The sequence below is a fragment of the Streptomyces sp. NPDC025721 genome, from assembly GCF_055558595.1.
In genome coordinates, this window is record NZ_JBVHMF010000010.1 from 155,164 (window position 1) to 177,035 (window position 21,872).

A 21,872-nucleotide genomic window follows, 5' to 3' on the forward strand; every position below is an offset into this window, starting at 1 on the left:
CATGGCCATCCCCGGAACCGGCCTCGCCAAGGGCCTGGCCGTCACCCTGCGGACGATGACGAAGCGTTCCGTCACCGACCAGTACCCGGACGCGCTGCCCGCACTCCCGCCGCGCTCGCGCGGTGTGATCGCGCTGTTCGAGGAGAACTGCACGGTCTGCATGCTGTGCGCCCGCGAGTGCCCCGACTGGTGCATCTACATCGACTCCCACAAGGAGACGACACCGGCCGTCGCCCCCGGCGGGCGCGAGCGCAGCCGCAATGTGCTGGACCGCTTCGCCATCGACTTCTCGCTGTGCATGTACTGCGGCATCTGCATCGAGGTGTGCCCCTTCGACGCGCTGTTCTGGTCGCCGGAGTTCGAGTACGCCGAGACCGACATCCTCGAACTCACCCACGAGCGCGACAAGCTGCGCGACTGGATGTGGACGGTGCCCGCGCCTCCCGCGCTCGACCCGGCCGCCGAGGAACCCAAGGAGATCGCCGCCGCCCGCAAGGCCGCCGACAAGCTCATCGCTGCCCAGGCCCAGGCCCAGGCAGAAGCCCAGGCCCAGGCGGAGGCGCAGGCCCAAACAGAGGCCCGGCCGCAGGCCCCGACGGCGACCGACCCGGCGACCGAAGGACCCTCCGCGCCGGGGGAGGGCGACTCGTGATCGTCCACGAAACCATCCACAGCCAGGGCGGCTTCCTCTCGCCCACCGGCGTCGAGATCGCCTTCCTCCTCATCGGCCTCGTCACCCTCGGCGCGGCCGTCCTGACCGTCACCACCCGGCAGCTCGTGCACGCGGCCCTGTGGCTGGTCGTCGCCCTCGGCGGCCTCGCCGTCGAATACCTGCTGCTCACGGCCGAGTTCATCGCCTGGGTGCAGGTGCTGATCTACGTCGGCTCCGTCGTCGTCCTCCTGCTGTTCGGACTGATGCTGACCAGAGCGCCCATCGGCCGCTCGCCGGACGCCGACTCCGAGAACCGCTGGGTCGCCCTCGGGGTCGCCGTCGCCGCCGCGGTCACCCTGGTGTGGGTGGTCGTGGACGCCTTCCGCTCGACCTGGATCGACCTGCACGGCGTGGTCCAGGGCTCCTCGCACGCCACCGGGCAGACCCTGTTCCGCTTCTGGGTGCTGCCCTTCGAGGCGCTGTCGGTGCTGCTGCTCGCCGCCCTCGTCGGCGCGATCGTCCTCTCCCGCCGCGAGACCGCCGAGGACCGCGCGGGCACCGGGACCGCGAAGGACACCGGGACCGCTAAGGGCGCCGGGACCGGCACGGGCGGCCGCACCCCCACCGGCACCCCCACCGGCACCCCCACCGGCCAGGGCAAGGAGAACTGATGCACCTCGTCTACCCGGCCGTCCTCGCCGCCCTCCTCTTCTGCGTCGGTGTCTACGGCGTCCTCGCCCGCCGCAACGCGATCCTCGTCCTGATGTCCGTCGAGCTGATGCTCAACGCCGTCAATCTCAACCTGGTCGCCTTCGACGTGTGGCTGCGCGACACCCTCCACTCCGGCCAGGCCCTCACCCTGTTCACCATCACGATCGCCGCCGCCGAGATCGGTCTCGGCCTGGCGATCGTGCTGCTCGTGTACCGCAACCGCGGCAGCTCCGACATCGACCGGCTCACCGACCTCGCCGAGCCGCCCGAGCACGCGTCAGCCGAGCACGCATCAGCCGAGCACGCGTCGTCCGAGCACACCGCGTCCGACCCGGACGGCACGGCCGCCGACAAGAAGGCCGAGGCCGCCGCGTGACCCTGACCGCCCTTGCCGCGCTCGTCCCCCTCCTGCCCTTCCTCGGCGCGGTCACCGGACTCCTGCTCGGCCGGCGCGCACCCGGCTTCGTACGCCCGCTGGCCGTACTGCCCACCGCCACCGCCTTCGTGCTGGCCGCCGTCGTCGCCGCCCGCCAGGGCACCGGCGCGCCGACCGACGCCGTCCACAAGCTCACCGACACCGGCTCCGCGCCCGTCTACCTCGCCCTGCACCTGGACGGCTTCGCGGTCCTGATCGCCGTCCTCGTCGGCCTCGTCGCCACCTGCGTCCAGCTCTACTCCACCGCCTATCTGCGCGACGACCCGCGCTATCCCTCGTACGCCGCCCTCGTCTCGCTGTTCACCGCCGCCATGTTCCTGGTCGTCTACTCGGGCGACCTGATGGTGCTGCTGGTCGGCTGGGAGATCATGGGCATCTGCTCGTACTTCCTGGTCGGGCACTACTGGGAGACCGAGGCCGCCAGGACGGCGTCGATCAAGGCGTTCCTGGTCACCAAGCTCGGCGACGTCCCCTTCCTCATCGGGGTGTTCGCGCTCGCCGCCGACGCCGGGACCTTCCGGATCAGCGGCATCCTCTCCGCCGCGGCGGACGGCCGGCTCCACCACCCCACGGTGATCGCGCTGCTGCTGCTCGCCGGGGTCGCGGGCAAGTCCGCGCAGTTCCCGCTGCACACCTGGCTGCCCGACGCGATGGCCGGTCCCACCCCGGTCTCCGCGCTGATCCACGCCGCCACCATGGTCGCCGCCGGCATCTATCTGGTGGCCAGGCTGCTGCCGGTGTTCACCGCGTCCGCCGCCGCGCTGGCCGTCCTCGCCGTGATGGCCGCCGTCACCATGATCGGCTCGGGCCTGGCCGCCCTCGCCCAGGACGACATCAAACGCGTGCTGGCGTACTCCACCATCGGCCAGCTCGGCTACATGGCGGGCGCCCTGGCCGTCGCCGACCGCGACGCCGCCGTCTTCCACCTCCTGTCGCACGGCGCCTTCAAGGCGCTGCTCTTCCTCGGCGCGGGCGTCGTCATCCACGCGGCGGGCACCAACTCGCTCACCGCGATGTCCCGCATGGGCTCGCTCGCCAAGCGCGTCCCCGACGCCATGTGGACGATGGGCATCGCCCTCGCCGCCCTCGCGGCCCTCCCTCCGCTGTCCGGCTTCTTCTCCAAGGAGTCCGTGCTGCGCGCCGCCGAGCACGCCTCGGCCGGGCACACCGCGCACGTCCCCTCGGCCGTCGGCTGGACCGTCTTCGTCGCGGGCCTGACCGCCGCCGTCCTGACCGCCGGATACGCCACCCGGCTGTTCCTGCTGGCTTTCCGCGGCAGCGGCCCCGAGGCCCCCGACCACGGCAGGCAGCCGGTCGTGATGACCTCCGTGCTGTGGGTGCTGGCCGTCCCCACCATCGCCTTCGGCGGCCTCGCCTACCGCGAGCTGCCCGACTGGTTCGGCGGCGCCCCGCTCGGCCCCACCCTGATCACCTCCGTCCTCGGCACCGGCCTGGCCCTGGTCGGCGTCCTGATCACCTACGGCGCCTGGAAGGCGGCCACCGCCACCCGGCTCGCCGTCCCCGTCGGAGCCGTCGTCACCGCCGACGGCGACCCCGGCGCGGAACCCGCCCTCGTCGAGGCCGAGGCCACCGCCACCCACGAGGCGATCTACGGCGACATCGCGTCCGCCGACGACCCGGGCGACCCCGGCCGTCTGCTGCTGGGCAGGCTGCACCGCCACGCGGCCCACGGCTTCCACCTCGACGCCCTCTACACCGCGCTGTTCGTCCGCCCGGTGCTGGCCGCCGCGCAACTCGTCCGCTTCCTGGACCGCGAGGTCATCGAGACCTACGTCCGCGGCGCGGGCGGCACCCCCCGGCTGCTCGGCGCGGCCGTCCGCAAGGCCCAGACCGGAAACGTCCAGACCTACCTCAGCGCGCTGCTGGCCGGTGCGGTCGTCCTCGCCGTCCTCGTCGCCGTCGGAGGCTGAGCCCGAAGTGAACGACACCGCCCTCCAGTACGTCCTCGCGGCACTCCTCGTGCTGCCGCTGCTCGGCGCGGTCGGCGCCCTGCTCCCGCCGCCGCCCGGCCTGAAGGGCCGTGACCCCGGCCAGGCCGTCCTGCGGCACGGCGTCACCGTCACCGGCGCCGTACTCGTCCTGGCGATCGTCCTCGCGGCCGGCTTCGACCACGACCACCCCGCCAGGACCCAGGCCACCACCGACCTCAACTGGATCCCCGCGCTCAAGATCCATCTCCACCTCGGCGTCGACGGCATCTCGCTCCCCCTCCTCGTCCTGACCGCGCTGCTGACCTTCCTCTGCGCGCTCTACAGCTACTTCAAAATGCCCGCGGGCCCCGGCCCCAAGGCGTTCGTCGCCCTGCTGCTGCTCCTGGAAGCGGGCACGCTGGCGACCTTCGCCGTGCTCGACCTGATGCTGTTCTTCCTCGCCTTCGAGACGGTCCTCATCCCGATGTACTTCCTCATCGCCCGCTGGGGCGGCGGGGACCGCGAGCGGTCCGCACTGCGCTTCATCGTCTACACCCTCCTCGGCTCCGTGATCATGCTGCTCGGCCTGCTCCTCATCGGCGTGAAGGCGGGCACATTCGACATGGTGGCACTCGCCACTGACAACGGGTCATCACTCAGTCACTCCACGCAACTGATCGCGGTCCTCGCGATCGGCCTCGGCCTGGCCGTGAAGGCCCCGATGTGGCCGCTGCACAGCTGGCTGCCCGACGCCCACACCGCCGCCCCCACCGTCGGATCGGTGCTGCTCGCGGGCGTGCTGCTGAAGATGGGCACCTACGGCCTGGTCCGGATCGTCCTGCCGATGGCCCCCGACGGCATCCACACCTTCGCCCCCTACCTGGCCGCCTTCGCCGTCGTCGGCATCGTCTACGGCTCGCTCGCCTGCCTCGCGCTGGCCCGCCGGGGCAACGGCGGCGACCTCAAACGGCTGATCGCGTACTCCTCCGTCGGCCACATGGGCTTCGTCCTGCTCGGCATCGCCTCCCTGACCCCCACCGGCGTCAACGGCGCGCTCTTCGCCAACATCGCCCACGGCCTCATCACCGGCCTGCTGTTCTTCCTGGTCGGCGCCCTGAAGGACCGATACGGCTCCAGCGACCTCGACACCCTCGCCGGCGCCACGGGAGCCGCGCTCTACGGCAAGGCGCCGCGCCTGGGCGGCCTGGTCGCCTTCGCCGCCGTCGCCTCCCTCGGACTGCCGGGCCTGGCCGGATTCTGGGGCGAGATGCTGTCGATGTTCGGCGCCTTCAAACCCGCCGCGGGCCTCAGCCGCCCCGCCTATCTGACCTTCACCGCCGTCGCCGCCTTCGGCACCCTGCTCACCGCCGCCTACCTGCTGGTCGTGGTCCGCCGGGTCTGCATGGGCGACCGCGAGACCGTCGACGCGCAGCCCGCGCTCGCCGACGTCCAGGCGTACGAATTCGCCGCCTGGACGCCGCTCGCCGCGCTCACCGTCCTGGCCGGACTGTGGCCCGCCGTCCTGCTCGGCCTCACCGATCCGGCCGTGCACACCCTCCTCGGAGGCAACTGATGCCGTCCCTCGTGCAGTCCGTCGACTGGACGGCGCTCGCCCCCGCCGCCATCCCGGCGGTCCTCGCCCTCGTCGTCCTGGTCGCCGACCTCTTCCTGCCCAAGGCCCGCAAGGAACTGCTGGCCTGGACCACCGTCGCGGGACTCGTCCTGGCCGCACTGGCCCTGATCCCGCTGCGGGCGGGCCGCCACGCCACCTTCTGCGTGACGGTCGTGCACCCCGGCACCGCCGCCGACCTCCCCGCGGGCGGCGGCGGGTGCTCGTACGCGGCCGACCACTTCACCCTGGTCATCCAGGCCCTGGTGCTCGGCGGCGCGCTGCTCACGGCCCTGCTGTCGGTCAACACCCAGGACGACCTCCCGGCGGGCGAGTACTGGTTCCTGCTGCTCGCCTCCGCCTCCGGCGCCGCGCTGCTGCCCGCCTCCCGCGACCTGGCGACCCTGATCGTCGCCCTCGAGGTCGCCACCCTGCCCGCCTTCGCGCTGGTCGGCCTGCGGCGCGGCGACAAGCTGTCCAGCGAGGCCGCGCTCAAGTTCTTCCTGTCCTCGGTGACCGCGACCGCCGTCTCGCTGCTCGGCATCAGCTTCGTCTACGCGGCCACCGGCACCATGCACCTGGCCGCCGTCGCCGACGGCCTCACGCACGCGCCCGCGCAACTCGTCACCGTGGCGAAGGTCGGCGCGGCCCTCACTCTGGTGGGGTTCGCCTTCAAACTCGCCGCGGCCCCCTTTCACTTCTGGGTGCCCGACACCTACGCGGGCGCGCCGCTGCCGGTCGCCGCGTATCTGTCGGTGGTCGGCAAGGCCGCCGGTTTCTCCGGCCTGATCCTGGTGTCGGTCATCGCCTTCAAGCCCTATTACGACGTGTGGGGCCCGGCCTTCGGCGTACTGGCCGCGCTCACCATGACCGTCGGGAACGTCGGCGCGCTCCGGCAGCGGCCCGGCGTGCCGCGCGGCGCCGTACGCCTGCTGGCCTGGTCGTCCATCGGCCAGGCGGGTTATCTGCTGGTGCCGCTGGCCGCCGCGTCCTCCGCCGCCGACCCGGCGCACGAGATCGGCACCACCGTCGCGTACGCCCTGATGTACGCGGTGGTGAACCTCGGCGCCTTCGCCGTGGCCGCCCTCGTCTCGCGCACCGCCCCGCAGGGCCGGCTCAGCGACTACCGGGGCCTGTACGCGACCCGCCCGCTGGCCGCCCTCGCGCTCGGCTTCTTCCTGCTGTGCCTGGCCGGACTGCCGCCCGGCGTCATCGGCCTGTTCGCCAAGGTCGCCGTCTTCTCCTCCGCCGTCGGCACCCAGCACGGCTGGCTCGCGGTGATCATGGCCGTCAACGTCGTCATCGCGCTCGTGTACTACCTGCGCTGGACGGCGCTGCTCTTCACCCGCCCCGAGGGCGCTCCCGAGCAATCCCCGAGCGCGGTCACGACCGGCGGCGCGAGCGGCATCACGACCGGCGGCGCGCTCGCGGCCGTACCCGTCACCCGTACGCCCGTCGGCCTCGTCGCCGCCATCACGCTGACCGCGCTGGCCGGGGTGGCACTGTCCGGCGCGCCGCAGCTCGTCCTGCGGTACGCGCAGGGCTCGCTGTTCTGACCGGGTCCTCCCTCCGGCCCTCTGACCAGCACGTCCGTCCCCGGCCCCGACCGGCCGGGGGCCGTATCCGTACGCCCCGCGCCGGTAGCGCTGCGTGCGCATAAGGGAACTAGCGGCGCTCGGGTGGCGTTGTTGTGGGCAGGAGGTTCTCCTAGGGGGAGAGGTTCCCCCCGACGCACACTTTGGAGGGCGCACCGTGCACCGCCGGCACAACGGGTTGAAGACCGCCGTACTCCTCGGCGGTCTGTCGGCCCTCATCCTGGTCATCGGCAGCTTCTTCGGCCGGACCGGACTCATCGTGGCCCTGGTCATCGCGGTGGGGACGAACGCGTACGCGTACTGGAACAGCGACAAGCTGGCTCTACGCGCGATGCGCGCCCGCCCCGTCAGCGAATTCGAGGCGCCCGAGCTGTACCGGATCGTGCGCGAGCTCTCGACCACCGCCCGCGAGCCCATGCCCCGGCTGTACATCTCGCCCACCGAGGCGCCGAACGCCTTCGCGACCGGCCGCAATCCGCGCAACGCGGCGGTCTGCTGCACCCAGGGCATCCTGGCCATCCTCGACGAGCGCGAGCTGCGCGGCGTCCTCGGCCACGAGCTGAGCCACGTCTACAACCGCGACATCCTCATCTCCTCGATCGCGGGCGCGCTCGCCTCCGTGGTGATGTTCCTGGTCAACTTCGCGTGGCTGATCCCGATCGGCCGCTCCGACGACGACGAGGGCCCCGGCATCCTCGGCATGCTGCTGCTGATGATCCTCGGCCCGCTGGCCGCCTCGGTCATCCAGTTGGCCGTCTCCCGCTCGCGGGAGTACGAGGCCGACGCCTCGGGCGCGCGCCTGACCGGCGACCCGCTGGCCCTGGCCTCCGCGCTGCGCAAGCTCGAAACGGGCACACAGCAGCGGCCCCTCGCGCCCGAACCGCGCCTGGAGACCGCCAGCCATATGATGATCGCCAGTCCATTCCGCGCGGGCGACGTCTCCAAGCTCTTCTCGACCCATCCCCCGATGGCAGAGCGCATCTCCCGCCTCGAAGACATGGCAGGCCACCGGTGAAGACCATCCTGAACGTCATCTGGCTCATCCTCTGCGGTGTGTGGATGTTCCTCGGCTACGTCCTGGCAGGGGCACTCCTCTGCGTCACGATCATCGGCATCCCGTTCGGCATCGCCGCCTTCCGCATCGGCGTCTACGCGCTCTGGCCGTTCGGCTACACCGCGGTCGAGCGCCGGGACGCGGGCACGGGCTCCTTCGTCGGCAATGTGCTGTGGGTGATCCTCGCGGGCTGGTGGCTGGCCCTCGGCCACATCGTCACCGGCGTGCTGCTCTGCGTCACGATCATCGGCATCCCGTTCGGCATCGCCAACTTCAAGCTGATCCCGCTGTCGCTCATGCCGCTGGGCAAGGAGATCGTGCCGACCGACCGGCCGTTCGCCTCGCGCTGAGCGTCTTCCGGCCGTCCGTCGCGCCGAGTGCCGTCGGGCCGCCCCTCGGGCCGAGTGCCTTCGGGCCGAGCGCCTTCCGGCCGTCCGCCGTACCTGACGGCCGGTCAGGAGGCCGTCCCTGCTACCCTCACCTGCGGAGGTGCCGGGTGGACGACTACGCGCTCAGTGTCGAGACGGCGGACGCCGAACTGCCGCCCGCCCTCGCCGTCTACGCGGCGCATCTTCTGCGCCGCGCACACATCCGCGCCAACCGGGTCGCCGATCACCTCGCCCCGGAATTCGGCGTCGCGGCGGGCCAAGGCGCCTCAGGCGCGCGCGACTTCCAGATACTCGACGCGCTCGACGCCCCCGTCACGTACTCCCAGCAGGATCTCGGCGAGCGGCTCGGCATCAACCGCACCACCATGGTCAAGCTGATCGACCGGCTGGAGCAGGCGGGCCAGGTCACCCGCGCCCGCAACCCCGGCGACCGCCGCTCGTACGTCCTCGCCCTCACCGACGACGGCCGCAGCGCCGTCAAGGCCATGGAACCCGCGATGGCCGCGGGCGACGACCACCTCACCGCGGCCCTGACCGCCGCGGAACGCGTCCGCCTCGACGCGCTGCTGAGCACCCTGCTGGCCCGTACCCCGCCCGAGCGCGGTGTACGGCGTACGAGCCCGCTGATCGCCCAGGCGCACCATTTCGTACGGCGCCGGATCGAGGACGCGCTGACCGACGTCGGCCTCCAGGCGCGGCATTTCGGCGCGCTCACCGTCCTGGCCGACGAGGCGAGTTCGCAGCAGCGGCTCGCCCGGCGGCTCGGCATCAGCGAGCAGGCGATCCTCCAGATCGTCGACGACCTGGAGAGCGCGGGCCGGGTGGTGCGCGAGCGCGACCCGCGCGACCGGCGGCGGTACGCGCTGCGGCTGACCGACGTGGGGCGCGACGCGCTGGCCACCGCCCGGCGGGCCGTCGAGGCCGCCGAGACCGACATGGGCACGAGGCTCGGCACCGACGGCCGGGCGGAGTTGAAGGCGCTGCTCACGAAGATGCTGCGCGCGGACGTCTGACCACTGGCTGTCGCGCGCGGGCCGCCCGTACCGTTTCCGCCCCCGACGCCCCTCGCGGACCGTGCCCCCGGCCCGCATACCCGGCCCGCATCCCGACCACATTCCCGACCGCATCCCACCGAGGAGACGTCATGGCCATTCTTCACGTCGGCGCCAAGGCACCGGACTTCACCCTTCCCGACCAGACGGGCAAGCCCGTCACGCTCAGCGATGTGCTGGGCGAGAAGGTCGTGGTGCTGTACTTCTACCCGAAGGACAACACCAGCGGCTGCACCACCGAGGCGTGCAGCTTCCGTGACAGCTACGAGAGCTTCACCGACGCGGGCGCCGAGGTGATCGGCGTCAGCTCCGACTCGGTCGAGACGCACGAGAAGTTCGCCGGCCGCCACGAGCTGCCCTTCATCCTGCTCGCCGACACCGACAAGGCCGTGCGCAAGCAGTACGGCGCCACGAGCCTGGGCGTCGTGCCCGGCCGCGTCACCTTCGTCATCGACCGCGAGGGCGTCGTCCGGCACGCGTTCTCCTCGATGATGAACATCGGCGGGCACATCGGGGACGCGCTGAAGGTGGTCAAGGAGCTTCAGTAGCCGCTCGGTTCGGCCCGGGAAATGGTTCAACTCCCGGATAGATATGCGGATTGACGATTCGGCAGGCTGACTATAGCCTCGGTGTGGCGATTCCTCCTGATCCACTGGTTCACCTAGTTCCAGGGAGACACGTTGATGACCACTCCGCACCAGCCGGGCGAGACCGTCGATCTGACGATGATGTACGCCTTCCACGACGGACTGCGGCGCGACGTGGCGATCATCGCCAAGTCCGCCGCCGTCACGGGCGACGACCCGTCCCGGCTCACCGCCACCCACTTCGGGTGGGATCTGTTCAAGCGGTTCCTGACCATCCATCACACAGCCGAGGACGACGTCCTGTGGCCGAAGCTGCGCGGCCAGTTCGCCGACCGCCCCGACGACCTCGAACTCCTTGAGGCGATGGAGGCGGAACACGACCGGATCGACCCGCTGATCGCCGCGATCGACGCGGCGCTCGCCGACGAACAGGGCGGCCACACCGCCCTCGGCGACGCCGCCGACGCCTTCGCCACCGAACTGAACGCCCACCTCAGCCACGAGGAGAGCGACGCGCTCCCGCTCATCGAGCGCGAACTGTCCCCGGCCGACTGGGCCTTGTTCGCCGACAGCCAGCGCAATCAGATCGGCCTCGGCCTCGCGCCGCGCTACATCCCGTGGCTGCTCGACGGCGCCACCCCCGAGCGCGTCGCCGAAGTCCTGGCGATCTTCCCCCCGCCGCTGGCCGCCCAGTACCGCACGGCCTGGAAGCAGCAGTACGCCGAACTCAACCCGTGGGCGGCCGACTACGGCAAGCCGTGACGTACCGCGCCGTCGGTTCAGCCCCTCGGCCGGGCCCGTCGCTTGAGCCCCTCGGTTCAGCCCGCGGTTCGGCCCTCGCTTGCGCCCGCGCTTGAGCCCGCGCCGCCGGAGACCCGCACTGCTAGGGTCGAACGCCGACGGCCGGACCCGATGGCCGCACCCACACCCGAGGGGGAATTCCCGTGCCTGCTGGGGCCTACGAGGGTGCGCCGCGCGACGGCGTGACGTACGAGGGCGTGACGCACGACGGGGTGACGTACGAGGGCGCGGTCGCGGAACCGGCGACGCGCGAGTGGTGCGCGCGGTCCCGCGGGCGGCTGCGGGCGCTGCTGATCGTCAGCGCCGCGGGCATCCCCGGCTGGGCCCTGGTCTTCGCCTTCCTCGACGTCTTCCTCGACATCGACGTCACCTGGCTCGCGTACGTCCTCATGACGGCCTCGATGCTCGGCCTCGGCTGGTGGGCCCTGATACAGCCGCGCTACAAGCGGTACTGGCGGGTCCTTCAGGTCTACCCCTGGCAGCGCCTGGACGGCGTCGCCCAAGTGGCCGATAACGGCGTGCCGTTCTTCCGGCTGCCTGTGCCCGACAACCCGGACAAGGACGTGAGCATCCGGGTCCGCTTCCCCGACGTCCGCCGCTGGCGGCGGGTGCTCGGAGAGAACGCCAAGCGCGAGGTCTGGTTCGCGGGCGACCCCAGGATCGGGGGAGTGCTCGCGCTGCCGGGGCCGCGCGGGGTGAGCCTGGTCAGGCAGGGCGGGGCCGCCGGAGCCGCCGAGCGGACCGATGAGGCCCGCGGCGGCGGCCCGGCGATCCGGGACATCGGCGATGAGGCGCTGCGCCGGGCGCGGGCCGCCGGTTTCGGCGACCCGCGGTACGACGTGGCCGTACGGCGCGGCTCGTAGCGGTCGCGGGCCTGGTCTGTCCGGCCTCTGGTCTGTCCGGCCTCTGGTCTGTCCGGCCCCCGGTCCGTCCGGCCCCCGGTCTGTCCGGCTCCTGGCGGTGAACCGGACCCGGCCCGCTCGGGTGAACGTCCCGCTCAGTGCCGGCCGGTGCGGTAGCCGCCGCCCGAGTTGCCGAAGCCGGTGAGCGTGCCGAAGCCGATGTTCTCGATGGTGAAGTCCTTGCCGAAGACCGTGCTCTTGACGGTCTCCTTCGTCACCGACGTCACCAGCCCCTTCGTGGCGCCGATGAGCGTCTTTCCGCGCTGCGTCAGGCCGTTCATGTCCATCGACAGGTGGCCCAGCGCCCGGCGTTCGGCGCCCGACATCGCGGAGATCGGGCCGCTGTAGTAGAGCCGGGGGATCTTGGCGAAGCCCTTGTCGACCAGCGGAGAGAGCCCGGCGCCGATGGTGTTGCCCGCGACGTTGGCCAGGAAGTTCTTCTTGACGTTCGTCCAGCCGCCGTTCATGGCGTCCTTGAGGGTGTCCTTGCCCAGGCCCTTGGCGAAGCCGAAGGCGACCTTGCGGAATCCGCTGAGGTCTTCGCCGTACTTCCACACCTTGATGACGTTCTGGTACTTCCGCTCGGCCTGGAGGATCTTCACCGCCCACTTCAGCTTGCCGATCTCACCCGCCTTGACCAGCATGCTGACCTTGCCCATCACCGGGATGCAGTCCAGCGCGGCGAACAGCAGATCGCCCCAACCCGCCTTGCCCTGAATGAATTTCACCAAGGTGTCGGCGAAGACCAGCAAGGCCGCGGCCAGCACGATCCAGGCCAGCGGGCCGCCGATGAACAGCAGCAGGATGCCGCCGATGGCGACGATCACCTTGAGGATCGGGAGGATGACGCTCCACGCCTTGACCAGGAAGTCCCCGAGCTTCTGGTACCACTTCTTGTTGTGGATGCCGACGTCGGAGGCGTGGTCGAGGTCCTTCTTGAGGACGTCCACCGCCGTGCCGTGGTTGGTCCCGGCGTCCTGCGCCTTCTTGCGCAGCTCGGCCAACTGCTGCTGAATCCCGGAGACCTGGCCCGCGACCTGGTCCTTGTGGGCGTCGGCCTGCTGGGCGTTGCGGACCGCCTGACGGACCTTGTCCGGGTCGGGCGGCGGTACGTTCCCGCCGGCGCTTCCGGCTGATCCCTTGGAGCCGTCGAGCTTCGCCTTGGCGTCGCCCGCCGTGGTCGCGTCGACCTGCGCGCGGGCCAACTCGGTCTGCTTCGCGGCCAGATCGTTGCGCAGCAGGCGCGCCTGGGACAACGCGCCGTCAGCGGTGGACTGTTCGGTCTCCACCGAGTCGGCGAAGGTCACCAGGGCGTCGCCGGCCGCGCCGTAGGAGTCGTGGAGCTTGCCCAACTGCCCGGGCAGCTTGCCTATTTGACCGCGGAACGCCTCGGCGGCCTTGCCGTTCCACTCGGCGAGCGCCTGGTCCTTGGCCGCGCTGCTGAGCAGCGAGTGCACGGTCGCCACGTCCTCGGCGAAGGTCTGGAAGCGCCTGCCCTCGGCCCTGATCTCGTAGACGTCACCGGGAGTCGGGTCGCTGTCGAGGTCGAGATTGTGCCAGTCGGTGGGTCGGGTCACGGCTCAGCTCACCCTCTCGGCGGACCCGGCGGAAGGGTCGTCGTCGGCGTACACGAAGCGGAAGGTCTCGGTGATGCCGTCGAACAGCTCCAGCATCGGCTCGGCGAGGGCGAGTTGGGAGGTCGCCCCGCTGATCACCGCGACCCGAGGGTCGCCGCCGGGGAACGGTACGAAGGTCTGCATCAGCACCATCCGGACCGTACGGTCGTCGTCCGGCAGCTCGATGTCGTCGATCCCCTCGCTGCGCGCGGCGGAACCCGCGTCCGGCAGCTCCACCAGCTTGATCCGGCGCCACGGGTCGGTCGGCCTGCGGCCCGCGGCGACCGGCTTGAGCGCCGCCATCAGCGCCGCCAGATTGCCGCCCGCCCCACCGGCCCCGCCTGCCCCTCCTGCCCCGTTGCCGGGCCGATCGCCGTCCGCTGTGCCGTCCGCCCGGTCGTCGGCTTCCAGTACCGCGATCGTGACGCTCGCCGTCAGCGGTGCCTCGTCGCTCAGGTCGGCCAGCGCGCCGAAGTACAGCACCCCGGTCTGCCACGCCTCGTCGGCCGTACGGGTCAGCGTGCGGATGAGCGCCGTCCTGGAGTCGGCCAACTCCGGCCGTTCCTGGACCCGTTCGCGTACGACCTCACGTATCGACGCGTCGCGCGTGGCCGGATGGATGTCGAACTCGTACCAGGAGCTGGGCACCAGGATGTTCACCCCGCGCACCGGCGACGTGCCGGAGGGGGCGGAAGAGGACACGGTCACGGCTGACCGCCGCCCTCGTGCTTGGCCAGCGCGTCCTTCAGCTCCTGGTCGGTCTTGGTGATCTCGTCCACGACGGCCTGCGCCATCTTCGCGACGCTCTCCAGACCGCTGTCGATCTCCTTACGGCCGTCCTTCCAGCCGTGCATGAAACCGTCGAGCGCGTCATGCGCCCTGGACGAGCCCAACTCCCCGTTGCCGAGGGCGCGATCGACCTGCCCGGTGTCGTCCATCCGCGTCTTGACCGATCTCAGCCCCGTCGCCAGGTCGCTGAGCCCGATCAGACTTATCGTCAGATCTCCTTTGGCGGACATGCCTGGTACTTCCCCGTTCCCCGTTGCCTGTCTTGGCCAGGCAGCCTATCGCCGGGGGCGCGGGAGCCACAGGGATTCGGCGTCCACGGGGATGGGGGCGGCCACGGGGATGCGGCGTCCGCAGGGGAACCGGCGGGAGGGCCGCGACGCGGGCCGCGGCCTCCCGGCGTGGAATCAGCGGTAGTTGACGAACTGGAGGGCGAAGTCGAGGTCCTTGCCCTTGAGCAGGGCCTGGACGGACTGGAGGTCGTCACGGCTCTTGGAGCTGACGCGCAGCTCCTCGCCCTGGACCTGGGCCTTGACGCCCTTGGGACCTTCGTCCCTGATGATCTTCGCGACCTTCTTGGCGTTCTCCTGGGAGATGCCTTCCTCGATCGAGGCGAAGATCTTGTACTCCTTGCCGGAGAGCTGCGGCTCGCCCGCGTCCAGCGCCTTCAGCGAGATTCCCCGCTTGACCAGCTTGGTCTCGAAGACGTCCAGGATCGCCTTGACGCGCTCCTCGGAGTTCGCCTCCATCAGGATCTTCTCGCCCGACCAGGCGATCGAGGCCCCGACGTTCTTGAAGTCGTACCGCTGCGAGATCTCCTTGGCGGCCTGGTTGAGGGCGTTGTCGACCTCCTGCCGCTCGACCTTCGAGACGATGTCGAAACTGGAGTCGGCCATCTTCAGTGGGCTCCTTGGGTATCGCTTGTCTGTCTTCCATCACATCCGCGGCCCGATCCCCGGACCACCATCCCCAAAGACTAGGGCCTGTCGTGTGGATCTCCGCGGGGAAGGAGCGGTGTCCGGTGCGTGCGGACACAAGGCGGAGGCGGTGATCAATCCGGTGGCGAACCACCCCTCCGGATCGGGTATCGTTTACGTCGTCGCCACGGCACCCCGCACCCAGCGGATCCGCGGCTTCATCCCATGGCGGTATGCCCGAGTGGCCAATGGGAACGGACTGTAAATCCGTCGGCTCTGCCTACCGTGGTTCGAATCCACGTGCCGCCACATCATGAGAACGGCCCCCCGGCCTGCTGGAGAGCAGGGCGGGGGGCCGTTTTGGTGTGTGTGCGGGGGAGGGGTTAGGGGAGGGCGGCGGTGCGGAGGGCTTCGGGGATGGTGTCGGTGCCGGAGACGAGTTCGAGGGTGAGGCCGGCGGTCGAGGGGGTCAGCAGGAGGCCGGCCAGGACGGCGGCGACGTCGTCGCGGGGGATGGAGCCGCGGCCGGTGGAGGGGGCGAGACGGACGCGGCCGGTACCCGGGTCGTTGGTCAGGGCGCCGGGGCGCACGATCGTCCAGTCCAGGTCCGTACGCGCGCGGATGTCGTCGTCGGCCGCGCCCTTGGCGCGCAGGTACTCGGTGAAGACGGGGTCACCCCCGCTCGCCCGGGCGTCGGCGCCCATCGAGGAGACCACCAGATAGCGCCGTACGCCCGCCTGTTCGGCCGCGTCTGCGAAGAGCACGGCCGCCGCGTGGTCGACGGTGTGCTTGCGGGCGGCCCCGCTGCCCGCACCCGCGCCCGCCGCGAAGACGGCCGCCTCGGCGCCCTCCAGGACGGCGGCCACCTCCGCGACCGTCGCCGATTCGAGGTCCAGGACGACCGGCTCGGCGCCCGCCGCCCGCAAGTCGTCGGCCTGGGCCGGGTTACGGATCAGCCCGACCACACTGTCACCGCGCTCGGCGAGCAACCGCTCAAGCCGCAACGCGATCTGTCCATGTCCACCAGCGATCACCATGCGCATGGACGTGACGCTACGCCTCGCGGTGCGACTGACGCGGGAGGTCGAGCGCGGCCTCGCTCGCCGAGTCGCAGTATTCGCGCACCGCGCTCGTCCGCGAGACCACCCGGCCCCGGTGGATGACGATCCGGCTGTACGCCAGGGAGAGCACCGCCTCGACACCCTCCCCGCGCACCGCCAGCAGCTCGGCCGGGAAACCGGCCTCGACCCGTACCTCCGGCAGCCCGAGCACGGCCCGCGCCCGGCCGCTGACCGCCGCGTACGCCTGCGCCGCGCCGCACTCGCCGTAGGAGGCGAGCAGGAAGGCGGCCTCCAGCGGATCGCCGCGGCCGACCGGATTGGCCAGGTCGCCCAGCGCCCCGCTGCCCGCCGTGACCCGGACGCCCGCCGCGCGCAGCCGGCGGACCGGGGTGTGCGGACCGCCGCCGCGGCGTACGGAGTCCAGCGCGCCGCAGCCGCCCTGGGGGAGCGCGGTGACCGAGATCCCGGCGGCGGCCAGCCGCTGCGCGGCGGAGTCGATCGCCTCGGGCGGCAGCGCGCCGAGACCGTGGCACGGCCCGAGGGTGACGCCCGGCCGCAGACCGCCCGCCATCGCGGCGAGCCGGGCCAGCCGGGCCGGGTCGTCGGCGGCGGTGTGCAGGTCGACCGGGAGCCCGAACTCGGCGGCGAGCGAGAAGACGGCCTCGGCGTACCCGCTCGGGTCCGGGTCCAGATCGGGGCAGCCGCCGACCACCGCGGCGCCCATCTTCAGCGCGTCGCGCAGCATCGCGAGCCCGTCCGCGCCCGCCGCGCCGGTCAGCAGCCGCGGTACGGCGACGGTGTGCAGGTCGACGAGCCCGCGCAGCGCCCGCCGCGCCTGGAGCACGGCTTCGAGCGCCTGCAACCCCTGGACGTCGCCGATCCGCACATGGCTGCGCAAAGCGGTGGCGCCGTGGCCGAGTTGGAGCAGCGCGGCCTCGGTGGCGCGCCGCTGCACATCGGCGGGGTCGTCGGACGGCGGCCCCGCGGCGCCCGCGGTCAGCGCCAGGTCGAGGTGGGCGTGCGGCTCGGCGGGCGCGGGCAGCAGCAGATATCCGCGCAGGTCGATACGGGTGCCGTCGGCCGGACGGCGCGACCCGTCGGCGGTACGGCCCGCGGCGGGCGCGAGGCTGCCGGCGGTGCCCACGGCCTCGATCCGGGGGCCGCTGAGCCGTACGTCCACGGTCCGGCCGTCGGTCAGCCGGGCGCCGCACAGCAGCAGGGTGGCGGTTTCTGCGGCGGTGCGGGCACTGTCGCGAGGGCTGTCGGTCATCGCGCTCCTCCGGTGCGTGCAGGGCGGGCGGCGGGAGGCAAGATCACGCAAAGCCGAGCTTAGGGGTCAGCACGGCACACACCTGACAGGAGGGCATTAGTCGTACCGGTGGGGGTCGTGAGACGGGGCACACGGTACGGCCGGCGCCGCGCGGGGGAGCGGACGCGCTCGCGTTCCGGTGCGCCCGGAACTCGTACGCGCCGGCGCGCGGTTCGCGGGTGCGGGCGGACGCGGTGCCGCGCGGAGAGCGAGCGCGGGTACGGCTCCTGGCAGGCGCGGCCAAGGCGGTCGCGGCGGCGCGGGCGGACCCTCGTGGCGGCGGTGCGAACAGGCCCTCGTACGGGGCCCGTCGGCCACCCGGCGCGCGGCGGCCGGGAGGTGATCACGTCCTGATCAGGGGGTGGGCGTGACGCCCCGCGACGCCCGATGTGCCCTGCCCGATACGGATTTCACGTATCGCGGCGGACCGTGTAATGTCTTCCTCGCTCGCCCCAATAGCTCAGTCGGTAGAGCGTCTCCATGGTAAGGAGAAGGTCTACGGTTCGATTCCGTATTGGGGCTCAGATGGATCGGTTCCCCGCCGCCAGGCGGGGACCAGTTCGTCAAAGCGGCGTAGCTCAGTCGGTAGAGCAAGCGGCTCATAATCGCTGTGTCACCGGTTCAAGTCCGGTCGCCGCTACTCACCGTAGCCGATTGTGGGATCGGTCCCTCAGTCGGCTACTATTCTCATGTTCAAATCACCCCCGTTCGTCAAGGAGCACTCACGTGGCCGCCACAGACGTCCGCCCGAAGATCACGCTGGCCTGCGTGGAGTGCAAGGAGCGGAACTACATCACCAAGAAGAACCGGCGCAACGACCCGGACCGTCTTGAGATGAAGAAGCACTGCCCGCGTTGCAACGCGCACACCGCGCACCGCGAAACGCGCTGACTCCAGGCCGTAGCAGTACCGCGAGGCCGTCCCCGTCACCGGGGGCGGCCTCGACGTATTGCCCGGTGGGAGCCGTACGGATCAGCTGAACCGTTACGCCACTGCTAGCGACCCCCGCGCCCGTACGACTTCCGTACGTATGTCGTACGCTGCCCCCGATCCCGCCCGCTTCCCGCACCGGAGGTGCCGATGGCTCTGGACCAGTCCTTCGTGGGGCGGAGCTATCCGCCCACCGCCGCCTATGAGGTGGGCCGGGAGAAGATCCGCGAATTCGCCGAGGCGGTCGGGGACACGAACCCGGCCTATATGGACGCGGACGCGGCCAAGGCGCTCGGGCACCGCGATGTGATCGCCCCGCCGACCTTCGCCTTCTCGATCACCTTCAAGGCCGCGGGCCAGGTCGTCCAGGACCCGGAGCTGGGCCTCGACTACAGCCGGGTCGTGCACGGCGACCAGAAGTTCGCGTACACGCGCCCGGTTATGGCCGGTGACCGGCTCTCGGTCACCTCCACCATCGAGGCGATCAAGTCCCTGGCGGGCAACGACATCATCGACATCCGCGGCGAGGTCCACGACGAGTCCGGCGAGCACGTGGTGACCGCCTGGACGAAGCTGGTCGCCCGCGCGGCGGAGCACGACCCGCGCGGCGGCAGCGGGAACGGCTCGGGGAACGCTTCGGCGAACGGGGAGGGCGCGGCATGACGGCGACGATCGGTTACGCGGACGTCGAGGTCGGCACCGAACTGCCCGCGCGGACCTTCCCTGTGAGCCGCGCCACACTCGTGCAGTACGCGGGCGCCTCCGGTGACTTCAACCCGATCCACTGGAACGAGAAGTTCGCCCGCGAGGTCGGCCTGCCCGACGTCATCGCGCACGGCATGTTCACCATGGCCTCGGCGATCCGGGTCGTCACGGACTGGGCCGGCGACCCGGGGGCGGTCGTCGAGTACGGCGTACGGTTCACCAAGCCCGTCGTCGTGCCGAACGACGAGCAGGGCGCGCTCATCGAGGTGACCGCGAAGGTCGCCGCCAAACTGGACGACCAGCGGGTGCGGGTCGACCTCACCGCGACGTCCGCGGGCCAGAAGGTGCTGGGCATGTCCCGCGCCGTGGTCCGGCTCGCCTGAGACGTAGACGCGCAGGTAAGGGGTGCCCATCCAGGTGGGTGCCCCTTACGTTTGCCCGTGTCTCCCGTATCGCGGTTGACAGGTTAGTTATGGACCACTAACTTACTCGTATGGTCAGGATGAGCGCAGAGGAGAGGCGCGAGAGCGTCATCCGCGCGGCGATGAGCGAATTCGCCCGCGGCGGCTACAACGGCACGTCCACCGAGACGATCGCCCGCCGGGTGGGCGTCTCGCAGCCGTATCTCTTCCGCCTCTTCCCGAACAAGGAGGCCATGTTCCTGGCGGCGGCCACCTACTGCCTGGAATCGACGCGCCAGGTCTTCGCCGATGTGGCCGAGGACGAGACGGACCACGAGGGCAAGCTCAAGGCGATGGGGAACGCGTATCAGACGCTGATCTCCGACGACCCCGAGCGGCTGCTGATGCAGATGCAGATGTATGTCGCGGTCGCCGCCGCCGAGGCGTCCGGGGACCACGAATTCGGCCGTTCCATCCGTGAGGGGTGGGAGGCGCTGTGGGAGACCCTGCATCTGGAGCTGGGCGCGGACGTCGAGCAGACCACGCAGTTCCTCGCCTACGGAATGTTGATCAACACCCTGGTGTCGCTGGGCTTCCCGGCCGACCACCGCATCTGGGAAGGGCTGTACGAGACGGCCCGTCCCGAGTGAGGCGCCGCGCCTTTCGGGGCGCGGAGTCATCGGTTTTTTCTGTCCGCTGAAGTTAGTCATCCATAACTAACCGTACGGCTCGAAGCCGTCGCAGTACGCACTCCACAGGGGGAGTCATGACCCAGCAAGCAGCAGAAGGCCGCAGGCCAGGCACCGCCGCCTGGGCTCTGATCATCACCAGCGTCGCCGGATTCATGGCGGCCCTCGACAATCTCGTGGTCACCACCGCGCTGCCGTCCATCCGCAAGGACCTCGGCGGGGCGCTGTCCGACCTCGAATGGACGGTCAACGCCTACACGCTCACCTTCGCCGTCCTGCTGATGTTCGGCGCGGCGCTGGGCGACCGCTTCGGCCGCCGCAAGCTCTTCCTCACCGGCCTCACGATCTTCACCGGCGCCTCCGCCGCGGCGGCCCTCGCGCCCACCATCTCCATGCTCATCGCCTTCCGCGCGCTCCAGGGCGTCGGCGCCGCGATCATGATGCCGCTCACGCTGACGCTGCTCACCGCGGCGGTCCCTGCCGAGCGGCGAGGCGCCGCGTTCGGGATCTGGGGCGCCGTCAACGGCCTCGCCGTCGCCAGCGGGCCGCTCATCGGCGGCAGCCTGACCGAACACATCTCCTGGCAGTGGATCTTCTGGCTGAACGTTCCGCTCGGCATCGCCCTCATCCCGCTGGCCCGGCTGCGCCTCAACGAGTCCACCGCGCCCGGCGCCCGGCTCGACCCGCGCGGCACCGCGCTCATCAGCCTCGGGCTGTTCGGCGTCGTCTACGCGCTGGTCAACGCCACGACCAAGGGGTGGACCAGCGGGCCGGTGCTCGGCGGGCTCATCGGCGGCGCGGCGCTCGTCGCGGCCTTCATCCGGCACGGGGCGACCTCGCCGAACGCCATGCTGCCGATGCGGCTGTTCCGCAGCCGCGGGTTCTCGGCCATCAACGCGGCCAGCATGCTGATGTTCACCGGGATGTTCGGGTCGATCTTCCTGCTCAGCCAGTTCCTGCAGAACGTCGTCGGCTACTCGCCGACCGAGGCCGGGCTGCGCATGCTGCCGTGGACCGGTATGCCGATGATCGTCGCGCCGATCGCCGGGATTGTCTCCGACCGGATCGGGGGGCGGCCGGTGGTCGCGGCCGGGCTCGCCCTTCAGGCGATCGGGCTCGGGTGGTTCGCGACGATCATCTCGCCGGACGTCTCGTATCTGGCGCAGCTTCCCGCGCTGATCATCAGCGGGGCCGGGATGGCGCTGTTCGTGGCGCCGGCCACGGCGTTGGTGATGGGGAGTGTGCGGGGGGCGGAGCAGGGGATCGCCTCGGGGGCCAACAACGCGCTGCGTGAGGTGGGGGGAGCGCTGGGGATCGCGGTGCTGGGCTCGATCTTTTCCGCGCAGGGCGGGTACGGGTCGGCTGACGCCTTTGTCGACGGGTTGACGCCTGCGCTGTGGGTTGGTGCCGCCGTGCTCGGTGTCGCCACGGTCGCGGCCCTCCTCCTTCCCCGCCGTCCCTCTCCCACCTCCCTCGACTCCACCCCGTCCTCCTCCCCCCGCGACCTCCAGCCCACCGCCTAGCCCTTTCCTAGCCGTCCTGGCCGTCCTGGCCGTTCGTGGCCCTCTTGACCCCCGTGCCCGGCTTTTTTGGGTGCGGGGGTCAGCCCTTTCTTCCACCGCCCTGTCCCTGGTGTCGGTCCCGGGCCGGGGCACCTCCTCGAGCTGCGTGCTGCCTGCTCCTTTCCCATTCGTCCACGCCCTGTCGGCACGCAAATCTGCGGGGGCACCCCGCCCCGT

General features: G+C 71.2%; 23 protein-coding genes and 3 tRNA genes. 20 read left to right on the forward strand and 6 right to left on the reverse strand.

All coding sequences use genetic code 11. The features are described 5' to 3' along the window. The first annotated feature begins 1 nt into the window (after position 1). The 12 genes from ACZ4EF_RS16830 to ACZ4EF_RS16885 all read left to right on the forward strand — a co-directional run bounded on the left by ACZ4EF_RS16830 (position 2) and on the right by ACZ4EF_RS16885 (position 11,680). Positions 2-652, forward strand: a complete 651-nt coding sequence (locus ACZ4EF_RS16830) for a NuoI/complex I 23 kDa subunit family protein (protein WP_467505075.1) — start codon at positions 2-4, stop codon at positions 650-652. Beyond that, entirely contained in the window at positions 649-1,323 is a 675-nt protein-coding gene (locus ACZ4EF_RS16835) for an NADH-quinone oxidoreductase subunit J family protein (protein WP_467346665.1), read from the forward strand. The genes ACZ4EF_RS16830 and ACZ4EF_RS16835 overlap by 4 nt, the downstream gene beginning before the upstream one ends. Continuing rightward, positions 1,323-1,739: an NADH-quinone oxidoreductase subunit NuoK gene (gene nuoK, locus ACZ4EF_RS16840; RefSeq protein ID WP_391050406.1), complete on the forward strand. Its 417-nt coding sequence runs from the start codon at positions 1,323-1,325 to the stop codon at positions 1,737-1,739. The genes ACZ4EF_RS16835 and nuoK overlap by 1 nt, the downstream gene beginning before the upstream one ends. Beyond that, positions 1,736-3,730, forward strand: a complete 1,995-nt coding sequence (locus tag ACZ4EF_RS16845) for an NADH-quinone oxidoreductase subunit 5 family protein (RefSeq protein ID WP_401309127.1) — start codon at positions 1,736-1,738, stop codon at positions 3,728-3,730. The genes nuoK and ACZ4EF_RS16845 overlap by 4 nt, the downstream gene beginning before the upstream one ends. A gap of 7 nt (positions 3,731-3,737) precedes the next feature. Beyond that, the gene (locus ACZ4EF_RS16850) at positions 3,738-5,303 is read left to right on the forward strand and encodes a complex I subunit 4 family protein (protein WP_355340330.1); all 1,566 of its coding nucleotides are present in this window, start codon (positions 3,738-3,740) and stop codon (positions 5,301-5,303) included. Continuing rightward, positions 5,303-6,895, forward strand: a complete 1,593-nt coding sequence (locus tag ACZ4EF_RS16855; protein WP_467505077.1) for an NADH-quinone oxidoreductase subunit N — start codon at positions 5,303-5,305, stop codon at positions 6,893-6,895. Before ACZ4EF_RS16850 ends, ACZ4EF_RS16855 begins: the two co-directional genes overlap by 1 nt. 196 nt (positions 6,896-7,091) lie before the next feature. Next, on the forward strand, positions 7,092-7,949 hold the full coding sequence (gene htpX, locus ACZ4EF_RS16860) for a zinc metalloprotease HtpX (RefSeq protein WP_188284004.1): 858 nt from the start codon (positions 7,092-7,094) through the stop codon (positions 7,947-7,949). Then, positions 7,946-8,338 (forward strand): YccF domain-containing protein, encoded by a 393-nt coding sequence (locus ACZ4EF_RS16865; RefSeq protein ID WP_355340322.1) that lies wholly within the window; start codon positions 7,946-7,948, stop codon positions 8,336-8,338. Before htpX ends, ACZ4EF_RS16865 begins: the two co-directional genes overlap by 4 nt. A 146-nt stretch (positions 8,339-8,484) precedes the next feature. Then, entirely contained in the window at positions 8,485-9,390 is a 906-nt protein-coding gene (locus ACZ4EF_RS16870) for a MarR family winged helix-turn-helix transcriptional regulator (RefSeq protein ID WP_401309135.1), read from the forward strand. A gap of 131 nt (positions 9,391-9,521) precedes the next feature. Continuing rightward, complete coding sequence (locus tag ACZ4EF_RS16875; protein ID WP_355340316.1) at positions 9,522-9,977, forward strand: peroxiredoxin; 456 nt, start codon at positions 9,522-9,524, stop codon at positions 9,975-9,977. Positions 9,978-10,112: 135 nt separating this feature from the next. Beyond that, a complete protein-coding gene (locus tag ACZ4EF_RS16880; protein ID WP_355340313.1) occupies positions 10,113-10,778 on the forward strand; it encodes a hemerythrin domain-containing protein in 666 nt (221 codons plus the stop codon). 182 nt (positions 10,779-10,960) lie between these two features. Continuing rightward, positions 10,961-11,680: a hypothetical protein gene (locus ACZ4EF_RS16885; RefSeq protein ID WP_391163457.1), complete on the forward strand. Its 720-nt coding sequence runs from the start codon at positions 10,961-10,963 to the stop codon at positions 11,678-11,680. Between the two features lie 134 nt (positions 11,681-11,814). On the opposite strand, the gene ACZ4EF_RS16890 is transcribed toward ACZ4EF_RS16885, so the two are convergent. From ACZ4EF_RS16890 to ACZ4EF_RS16905, 4 genes are all read right to left on the reverse strand, one after another. Then, complete coding sequence (locus ACZ4EF_RS16890; RefSeq protein WP_401723325.1) at positions 11,815-13,296, reverse strand: WXG100 family type VII secretion target; 1,482 nt, start codon at positions 13,294-13,296, stop codon at positions 11,815-11,817. Positions 13,297-13,299: 3 nt separating this feature from the next. Beyond that, positions 13,300-14,043, reverse strand: a complete 744-nt coding sequence (locus tag ACZ4EF_RS16895; protein WP_467505081.1) for a hypothetical protein — start codon at positions 14,041-14,043, stop codon at positions 13,300-13,302. After that, the gene (locus tag ACZ4EF_RS16900) at positions 14,040-14,354 is read right to left on the reverse strand and encodes a hypothetical protein (RefSeq protein WP_188284012.1); all 315 of its coding nucleotides are present in this window, start codon (positions 14,352-14,354) and stop codon (positions 14,040-14,042) included. The genes ACZ4EF_RS16895 and ACZ4EF_RS16900 overlap by 4 nt, the downstream gene beginning before the upstream one ends. A gap of 174 nt (positions 14,355-14,528) precedes the next feature. Next, entirely contained in the window at positions 14,529-15,017 is a 489-nt protein-coding gene (locus tag ACZ4EF_RS16905) for a YajQ family cyclic di-GMP-binding protein (protein WP_188284013.1), read from the reverse strand. A 248-nt stretch (positions 15,018-15,265) separates the two neighbouring features. On the opposite strand from ACZ4EF_RS16905, the gene ACZ4EF_RS16910 reads away from it, so the two are divergent. Further along, positions 15,266-15,347, forward strand: a tRNA-Tyr gene (locus ACZ4EF_RS16910). 74 nt (positions 15,348-15,421) lie between these two features. Here the strand turns inward: ACZ4EF_RS16910 and ACZ4EF_RS16915 are convergent. Together ACZ4EF_RS16915 and ACZ4EF_RS16920 are read right to left on the reverse strand one after the other, a co-directional pair. Then, positions 15,422-16,081, reverse strand: a complete 660-nt coding sequence (locus ACZ4EF_RS16915) for an NAD(P)H-binding protein (RefSeq protein ID WP_401309184.1) — start codon at positions 16,079-16,081, stop codon at positions 15,422-15,424. 10 nt (positions 16,082-16,091) lie between these two features. After that, positions 16,092-17,369 (reverse strand): amidohydrolase family protein, encoded by a 1,278-nt coding sequence (locus ACZ4EF_RS16920; protein WP_355340286.1) that lies wholly within the window; start codon positions 17,367-17,369, stop codon positions 16,092-16,094. A 488-nt stretch (positions 17,370-17,857) separates the two neighbouring features. Between ACZ4EF_RS16920 and ACZ4EF_RS16925 the strand changes: the two genes are divergently transcribed. From ACZ4EF_RS16925 to ACZ4EF_RS16955, 7 genes are all read left to right on the forward strand, one after another. After that, positions 17,858-17,930, forward strand: a tRNA-Thr gene (locus ACZ4EF_RS16925). 45 nt (positions 17,931-17,975) lie between these two features. Beyond that, a tRNA-Met gene (locus ACZ4EF_RS16930) sits at positions 17,976-18,048 on the forward strand. An 86-nt stretch (positions 18,049-18,134) separates the two neighbouring features. After that, the gene (gene rpmG, locus ACZ4EF_RS16935; RefSeq protein WP_004571794.1) at positions 18,135-18,299 is read left to right on the forward strand and encodes a 50S ribosomal protein L33; all 165 of its coding nucleotides are present in this window, start codon (positions 18,135-18,137) and stop codon (positions 18,297-18,299) included. A gap of 189 nt (positions 18,300-18,488) precedes the next feature. Then, positions 18,489-19,001 carry an FAS1-like dehydratase domain-containing protein gene (locus tag ACZ4EF_RS16940; RefSeq protein ID WP_467505084.1) on the forward strand — a complete coding sequence of 171 codons (513 nt, stop codon included), beginning with the start codon at positions 18,489-18,491 and terminating at the stop codon, positions 18,999-19,001. After that, positions 18,998-19,426 carry a MaoC family dehydratase gene (locus ACZ4EF_RS16945; protein ID WP_355340280.1) on the forward strand — a complete coding sequence of 143 codons (429 nt, stop codon included), beginning with the start codon at positions 18,998-19,000 and terminating at the stop codon, positions 19,424-19,426. The genes ACZ4EF_RS16940 and ACZ4EF_RS16945 overlap by 4 nt, the downstream gene beginning before the upstream one ends. Positions 19,427-19,536: 110 nt before the next feature. Beyond that, the gene (locus ACZ4EF_RS16950) at positions 19,537-20,094 is read left to right on the forward strand and encodes a TetR/AcrR family transcriptional regulator (protein ID WP_355340277.1); all 558 of its coding nucleotides are present in this window, start codon (positions 19,537-19,539) and stop codon (positions 20,092-20,094) included. A gap of 116 nt (positions 20,095-20,210) precedes the next feature. Then, positions 20,211-21,656: an MFS transporter gene (locus tag ACZ4EF_RS16955; protein WP_355340274.1), complete on the forward strand. Its 1,446-nt coding sequence runs from the start codon at positions 20,211-20,213 to the stop codon at positions 21,654-21,656. The last annotated feature ends 216 nt before the right edge of the window (positions 21,657-21,872 follow it).

Excerpts from the sequence above, each read along its gene's own strand:
- ACZ4EF_RS16830 (WP_467505075.1), top strand. The coding sequence starts at position 2 with ATGGCCATCCCCGGAACCGGCCTCGCCAAGGGCCTGGCCGTCACCCTG.
- nuoK (WP_391050406.1), top strand. The coding sequence starts at position 1,323 with ATGCACCTCGTCTACCCGGCCGTCCTCGCCGCCCTCCTCTTCTGCGTC.
- ACZ4EF_RS16855 (WP_467505077.1), top strand. The coding sequence starts at position 5,303 with ATGCCGTCCCTCGTGCAGTCCGTCGACTGGACGGCGCTCGCCCCCGCC.
- ACZ4EF_RS16875 (WP_355340316.1), top strand. The coding sequence starts at position 9,522 with ATGGCCATTCTTCACGTCGGCGCCAAGGCACCGGACTTCACCCTTCCC.
- ACZ4EF_RS16880 (WP_355340313.1), top strand. The coding sequence starts at position 10,113 with ATGACCACTCCGCACCAGCCGGGCGAGACCGTCGATCTGACGATGATG.
- ACZ4EF_RS16900 (WP_188284012.1), bottom strand. The coding sequence starts at position 14,354 with ATGTCCGCCAAAGGAGATCTGACGATAAGTCTGATCGGGCTCAGCGAC.
- ACZ4EF_RS16905 (WP_188284013.1), bottom strand. The coding sequence starts at position 15,017 with ATGGCCGACTCCAGTTTCGACATCGTCTCGAAGGTCGAGCGGCAGGAG.
- ACZ4EF_RS16915 (WP_401309184.1), bottom strand. The coding sequence starts at position 16,081 with ATGCGCATGGTGATCGCTGGTGGACATGGACAGATCGCGTTGCGGCTT.
- ACZ4EF_RS16920 (WP_355340286.1), bottom strand. The coding sequence starts at position 17,369 with ATGACCGACAGCCCTCGCGACAGTGCCCGCACCGCCGCAGAAACCGCC.
- ACZ4EF_RS16940 (WP_467505084.1), top strand. The coding sequence starts at position 18,489 with ATGGCTCTGGACCAGTCCTTCGTGGGGCGGAGCTATCCGCCCACCGCC.
- ACZ4EF_RS16945 (WP_355340280.1), top strand. The coding sequence starts at position 18,998 with ATGACGGCGACGATCGGTTACGCGGACGTCGAGGTCGGCACCGAACTG.
- ACZ4EF_RS16950 (WP_355340277.1), top strand. The coding sequence starts at position 19,537 with ATGGTCAGGATGAGCGCAGAGGAGAGGCGCGAGAGCGTCATCCGCGCG.
- ACZ4EF_RS16955 (WP_355340274.1), top strand. The coding sequence starts at position 20,211 with ATGACCCAGCAAGCAGCAGAAGGCCGCAGGCCAGGCACCGCCGCCTGG.